The sequence below is a fragment of the Turicibacter sp. genome (assembly GCF_017941855.1).
GTDB lineage: Bacteria > Bacillota_I > Bacilli_A > MOL361 > Turicibacteraceae > Turicibacter > Turicibacter sanguinis.
Map to the genome: position 1 here is coordinate 1 of NZ_JAGAVR010000057.1, position 4,143 is coordinate 4,143.

The window sequence follows — 4,143 nt, forward strand, 5'->3', positions numbered from 1 at the left end:
CCTTCGACATTTTTTTTACTTTTTAATAATCGGCGAGATAAATTATAACATCTCCAAATTTTAAGTCAACCTATTACAGATTGAAAAAATTAACTTTTGAAATGGATTGTCCCTTTTTTTCAAAAATAAAAGAGCTAAGATGATTAATCCTAGCGCCTTTGCACTATCCTTCCATAGTCGGTTTTAATGTTGTTTTTTCAATTTTTCCCGCAATCTGTTCTTGTTCTTTTTCTAATTGTTTTAATTCGTTGAGCGGACGAAGGGCGATCATGACCGTCACAATCGCTGTGATTATATCTGATAACAGTTGAGCAAACATCACACCCTATAATCCATTCGGCATCTCTGTTTCAAATAAATTCTTAATCAATCCAAAGTTATCTCCAAAAGTATCAAAGAATTTAGGCAAGAAGACGGCCATGGGAATTAAAATGATCCCTTGGCGAGCAATAGAGATCATTGCTGATTCTTTCGCTCGCACCATCCCATCGCAGCGTTTAATAAAGACATACCAACAAATGAGTGATAATTGCACAAAACCAATGTTAACAAGCATACGTGCTATGTAATCATTGCTAATGCCTAGCCATTTAAATAAATATAACACGCCTAATTCAAATAGAAATAACGGAATGTTATTTGGATAACAATCGTAAAAATAACTATCAAACTGCGTAAAGCCTTCTTGCGCATTAAGTGCTGAAACATGCACTGTCCCAAAATGCCAAAGAGGCGTTACTTTAAAACATGTCATAAAAAATAGGTGTAAGGCGATTATTCACTAAAAAACTTCCAAATATCATAAATAGTAACTTTTGATTTGAAAATTTTTCAAGATAAGCATTTAATTTTATCAGGATAAACAGGACCTCCCTGCTCCTCTCGTCACGAGCAATGGATTCATACTTGCGGACGAATCATTGCATCTAACGTAATATAACCAAACGTGATGATAAAAATGATATTAAATAACACCATTAACGCTCTTTTATTTTTTTAATTCTGTCATGCGATATTTCCTTTTTAAAACCGCATAGTCTTCTTAAAAACACGTTAAGATTATACCACGAGTAAACACAAAAATTAGAAAAAAACAGTAATAATAAATATGTAATTATTAGGATAACAAATTTATGATTCTGTCAGTTACTTTTCAGATTATAAAACCTCAAAATACTTTGTATTTGAAATATTTCGATTAACAAGGTAATTAAATTTTGTTAAATTAAGAAGGAAGCAAATCTAAATGTCAAATCTTTAAGGGGGACTTATGTTTAAAACGAATAAACGACTTACTTTTCTAATTCTTATTATAGTTGTCACAATGTCTGCTTGGATCGGGTTTGAATCACTGAATCCAGCCACACCAAACTACGATGATTTATCAAAGGTCAATGTAACCAATCAGATGAATCATATTCAAGAAATCGCAAAAGAACCACATTCTATTTATGATATCGAAGCGAAAGAAAACGTGAGAAATTATCTGATCTCACAACTAGAAGCATTCGGACTCCAACCCACACTTTACGAATATGAGGATGTTTATGTTGAGCGCAGTGATAGTTACGAAGACTTGCAAAATATTTATGCAACACTTGAAGGACAATCTGATTCGTATATTATGCTCGTGACACACTACGATAGGTCTCGTGCTAAACCAGAACGATATGCTGAAATGGATGGTTCACGCGGTGCTACCGATGTAAGATATGGCCTTTCAACCATTCTTGAAACAGTACGTGTGATCTAAGAAATGAACACTCCAATGATTAATGGAATTAAAATCCTCTTCACCGATGGCGAAGAATATGGATTACTTGGAGCTAAGCAAGCGGTCAATGAATCAGAAATTTTTGAAGGGGTTCGCTACCTGATCAATATTGAAGCACGTGGTACAAAAGGTCCTGCCGTCATGTTTGAAACAAGTCCTAACAACGCTGCTATTATGGATCTATTTAAAAAAAGTGAGCATCCTTTTTCGTATTCAATCACACCAGAAATTTATCGTTTACTTCCAAATGGGTCGGACTTCACTATTTTCTTACAACATGATTTGCCTGGCATTAACATCAGTGTGTGAGATGGTCTTGAAAATTATCATACACCCAATGATAATCCAGATCATTTAAGTGATGCTTCCCTTCAGCATTATGGAGATCACGTCTTGCCGATTGTAAAAGCTTTTGTTTAGGACGAAACTTATTCGGACGCAAACGCCCTAACTGCCTCACATGATTCTATTTTCTTCACGTTTGGAACGGCATTTATTAACTACTCCAAAACACTCAACTATCTTTTAATCATTGTAATCTTCGCTTTAATTATCTTCTTATTTAAAAAACTTCAGATACAAAAGCAGATGACAGTCTTTAAATATACGTTTTTAAATGCTGGCTTCACGATTTTAATGATGGGTTTATCCTATTTATTAACACGTTTTATTGCGGTGTTAAATGGGCGTCCATTTAAACTGACGTACTTACCACTTATGAAACATGAAGATTTTATCTTCGTTAGCGTGATTATCGTGACCTTTATCACGCACTTCTTAGTCATTAAAAAAATGACACATCGATTCAAAGAATCCTCAGAATTTTTACTTGGATTACTTGTCTTGCTTCTTATCTTGTCTTTGATTATCACCTTTACATTCCCAGGAGCGAGTTACTTAACCGTTTGTCCAGCCTTTTTAATCGCTATCTGTGCTTTTATTAAGACGTTATTAAATGGGAACTGGTATAGCTCTTATTTACTATTTATTCCAATTCCATTTATTATTATCTTATTTATTCCAACCATTTATCTATTTAATGCCGCTTTAACTCTTGGAGGCTTAGTCGCTAATATGCTATTGATTATGATTGCCTTTATTTCAATTCTCTCAAGTTTAAGTGCTATTGATTAATTTGAACCAAAAAGGGGCGCACCTCTGTCGTGCCACCTTTTTTGATATGATATGAATGAATTCTCAAGCGTTTGACATCCCTCCCACATGATCAATGGATTTTATTGTTCTCTGTGCGTTTTCTGTTTCGCTCTCCTCATTGTTAACACATTTAGCTATTAAACGGATACAATCAATTGATTAATTGATCGTCCCATTAAGTATAATTTCAAATAGATTTCTCGGCACTTTGTAAACTGACCAAATAATCGTTTCGCTTTTTGTTCATCCCCATAGACCTTCCAATAACCACAACATTTACAATTCGAGCCACAGTTCGTAATAAAACCTAACACATCTTCAATTGGATATCCTAAAAACACCCCAATTTCATGAGGAAATTCATCAGATGATGATAAACGTTGCTTTAACCTATTCAAAAGATCCGGAATCGTCGCTTGATGATGATACCCCAATTCCGTTAATAATTGTCGGGTTCTCACCTCTTTTAACTCTTCTAATAATTGATTCTTTCGATACACATAAAGAAGAACGGTTTGACAACTTTCTCGAAGAACATCAAGATAAAGGCCCTTTTCATTTAATTCTCGATTGAGAAGGATTAGCTCTTCTGTTAATTGTTCCTTACTTTTAAATTTATAATTAAACATATTAGCCGTTTTTAACCCGGCTAATGTAGGCGCTGCATGCTCAATTAATGTCCTTTTCATTTTTTCACCTCATTTTTAATGCATTTATTAGTATATTCAAATCTACTCTCTTTAACAGAACGGATGAATGGTGGGTATACCACCTCAAGTTAGCATATGCTAACTAATTGTTAAAAATAAAAGCAGGTTTTAACTGTTTCCTCAAGTTAGCTTATGCTAACTTTTGATTTAAACATAGCATATCTGAAATCATCTTACAATATTTATAATCACCTCTAACTAAATAACCAAATATAGTGATGAACTCCACCATTAGTTTCACTTGAACTTGCCTCATTAATACGATATGATTAAATAAAATCTTTTAGAAAAGAGGACATTTATGATTTGGTTTGGTGATATTACAATGGGTCCTGTCTCACAAATTTATGAGGAAGGACAATATGATGAAACACCGTATTGTGCAAACTGTAATCTTGAAGTTGGACCAGGTGGTCGTGTCGATGCCAAATTCCCTGAACAAGATGATTACAATCGTTGTCATCATTGCGTAAATAAATAATAAAAAGAGTTCTAATTTAATAG

5 protein-coding genes and 1 pseudogene are annotated in these 4,143 nt (G+C 33.9%); 3 read left to right on the top strand and 3 right to left on the bottom strand.

Going from position 1 to position 4,143, the window contains the following annotated elements; translation table 11 throughout:
* Positions 1-163: 163 nt before the first annotated feature.
* Both J6D32_RS07740 and J6D32_RS07745 read right to left on the bottom strand, forming a co-directional pair.
* The gene (locus J6D32_RS07740; RefSeq protein ID WP_155061890.1) at positions 164-319 is read right to left on the bottom strand and encodes a hypothetical protein; all 156 of its coding nucleotides are present in this window, start codon (positions 317-319) and stop codon (positions 164-166) included.
* Between the two features lie 6 nt (positions 320-325).
* Complete coding sequence (locus J6D32_RS07745) at positions 326-754, bottom strand: hypothetical protein (RefSeq protein ID WP_287467508.1); 429 nt, start codon at positions 752-754, stop codon at positions 326-328.
* Between the two features lie 654 nt (positions 755-1,408).
* Here J6D32_RS07745 and J6D32_RS07750 point away from each other — a divergent pair.
* Together J6D32_RS07750 and J6D32_RS07755 are read left to right on the top strand one after the other, a co-directional pair.
* Positions 1,409-2,083 (top strand): annotated as a pseudogene (locus J6D32_RS07750) (M28 family peptidase).
* 279 nt (positions 2,084-2,362) lie between these two features.
* Complete coding sequence (locus J6D32_RS07755) at positions 2,363-2,908, top strand: hypothetical protein (RefSeq protein WP_006785741.1); 546 nt, start codon at positions 2,363-2,365, stop codon at positions 2,906-2,908.
* A 158-nt stretch (positions 2,909-3,066) separates the two neighbouring features.
* On the opposite strand, the gene J6D32_RS07760 is transcribed toward J6D32_RS07755, so the two are convergent.
* Complete coding sequence (locus J6D32_RS07760) at positions 3,067-3,618, bottom strand: DUF3793 family protein (RefSeq protein ID WP_006785740.1); 552 nt, start codon at positions 3,616-3,618, stop codon at positions 3,067-3,069.
* 322 nt (positions 3,619-3,940) lie between these two features.
* Here J6D32_RS07760 and J6D32_RS07765 point away from each other — a divergent pair, with 322 nt between their 5' ends.
* The gene (locus J6D32_RS07765) at positions 3,941-4,120 is read left to right on the top strand and encodes a hypothetical protein (RefSeq protein ID WP_009607699.1); all 180 of its coding nucleotides are present in this window, start codon (positions 3,941-3,943) and stop codon (positions 4,118-4,120) included.
* Positions 4,121-4,143 lie beyond the last annotated feature (23 nt).

Excerpts from the sequence above, each read along its gene's own strand:
- J6D32_RS07760 (WP_006785740.1), bottom strand. The coding sequence starts at position 3,618 with ATGAAAAGGACATTAATTGAGCATGCAGCGCCTACATTAGCCGGGTTA.
- J6D32_RS07755 (WP_006785741.1), top strand. The coding sequence starts at position 2,363 with ATGACAGTCTTTAAATATACGTTTTTAAATGCTGGCTTCACGATTTTA.
- J6D32_RS07765 (WP_009607699.1), top strand. The coding sequence starts at position 3,941 with ATGATTTGGTTTGGTGATATTACAATGGGTCCTGTCTCACAAATTTAT.
- J6D32_RS07745 (WP_287467508.1), bottom strand. The coding sequence starts at position 754 with ATGACATGTTTTAAAGTAACGCCTCTTTGGCATTTTGGGACAGTGCAT.
- J6D32_RS07740 (WP_155061890.1), bottom strand. The coding sequence starts at position 319 with ATGTTTGCTCAACTGTTATCAGATATAATCACAGCGATTGTGACGGTC.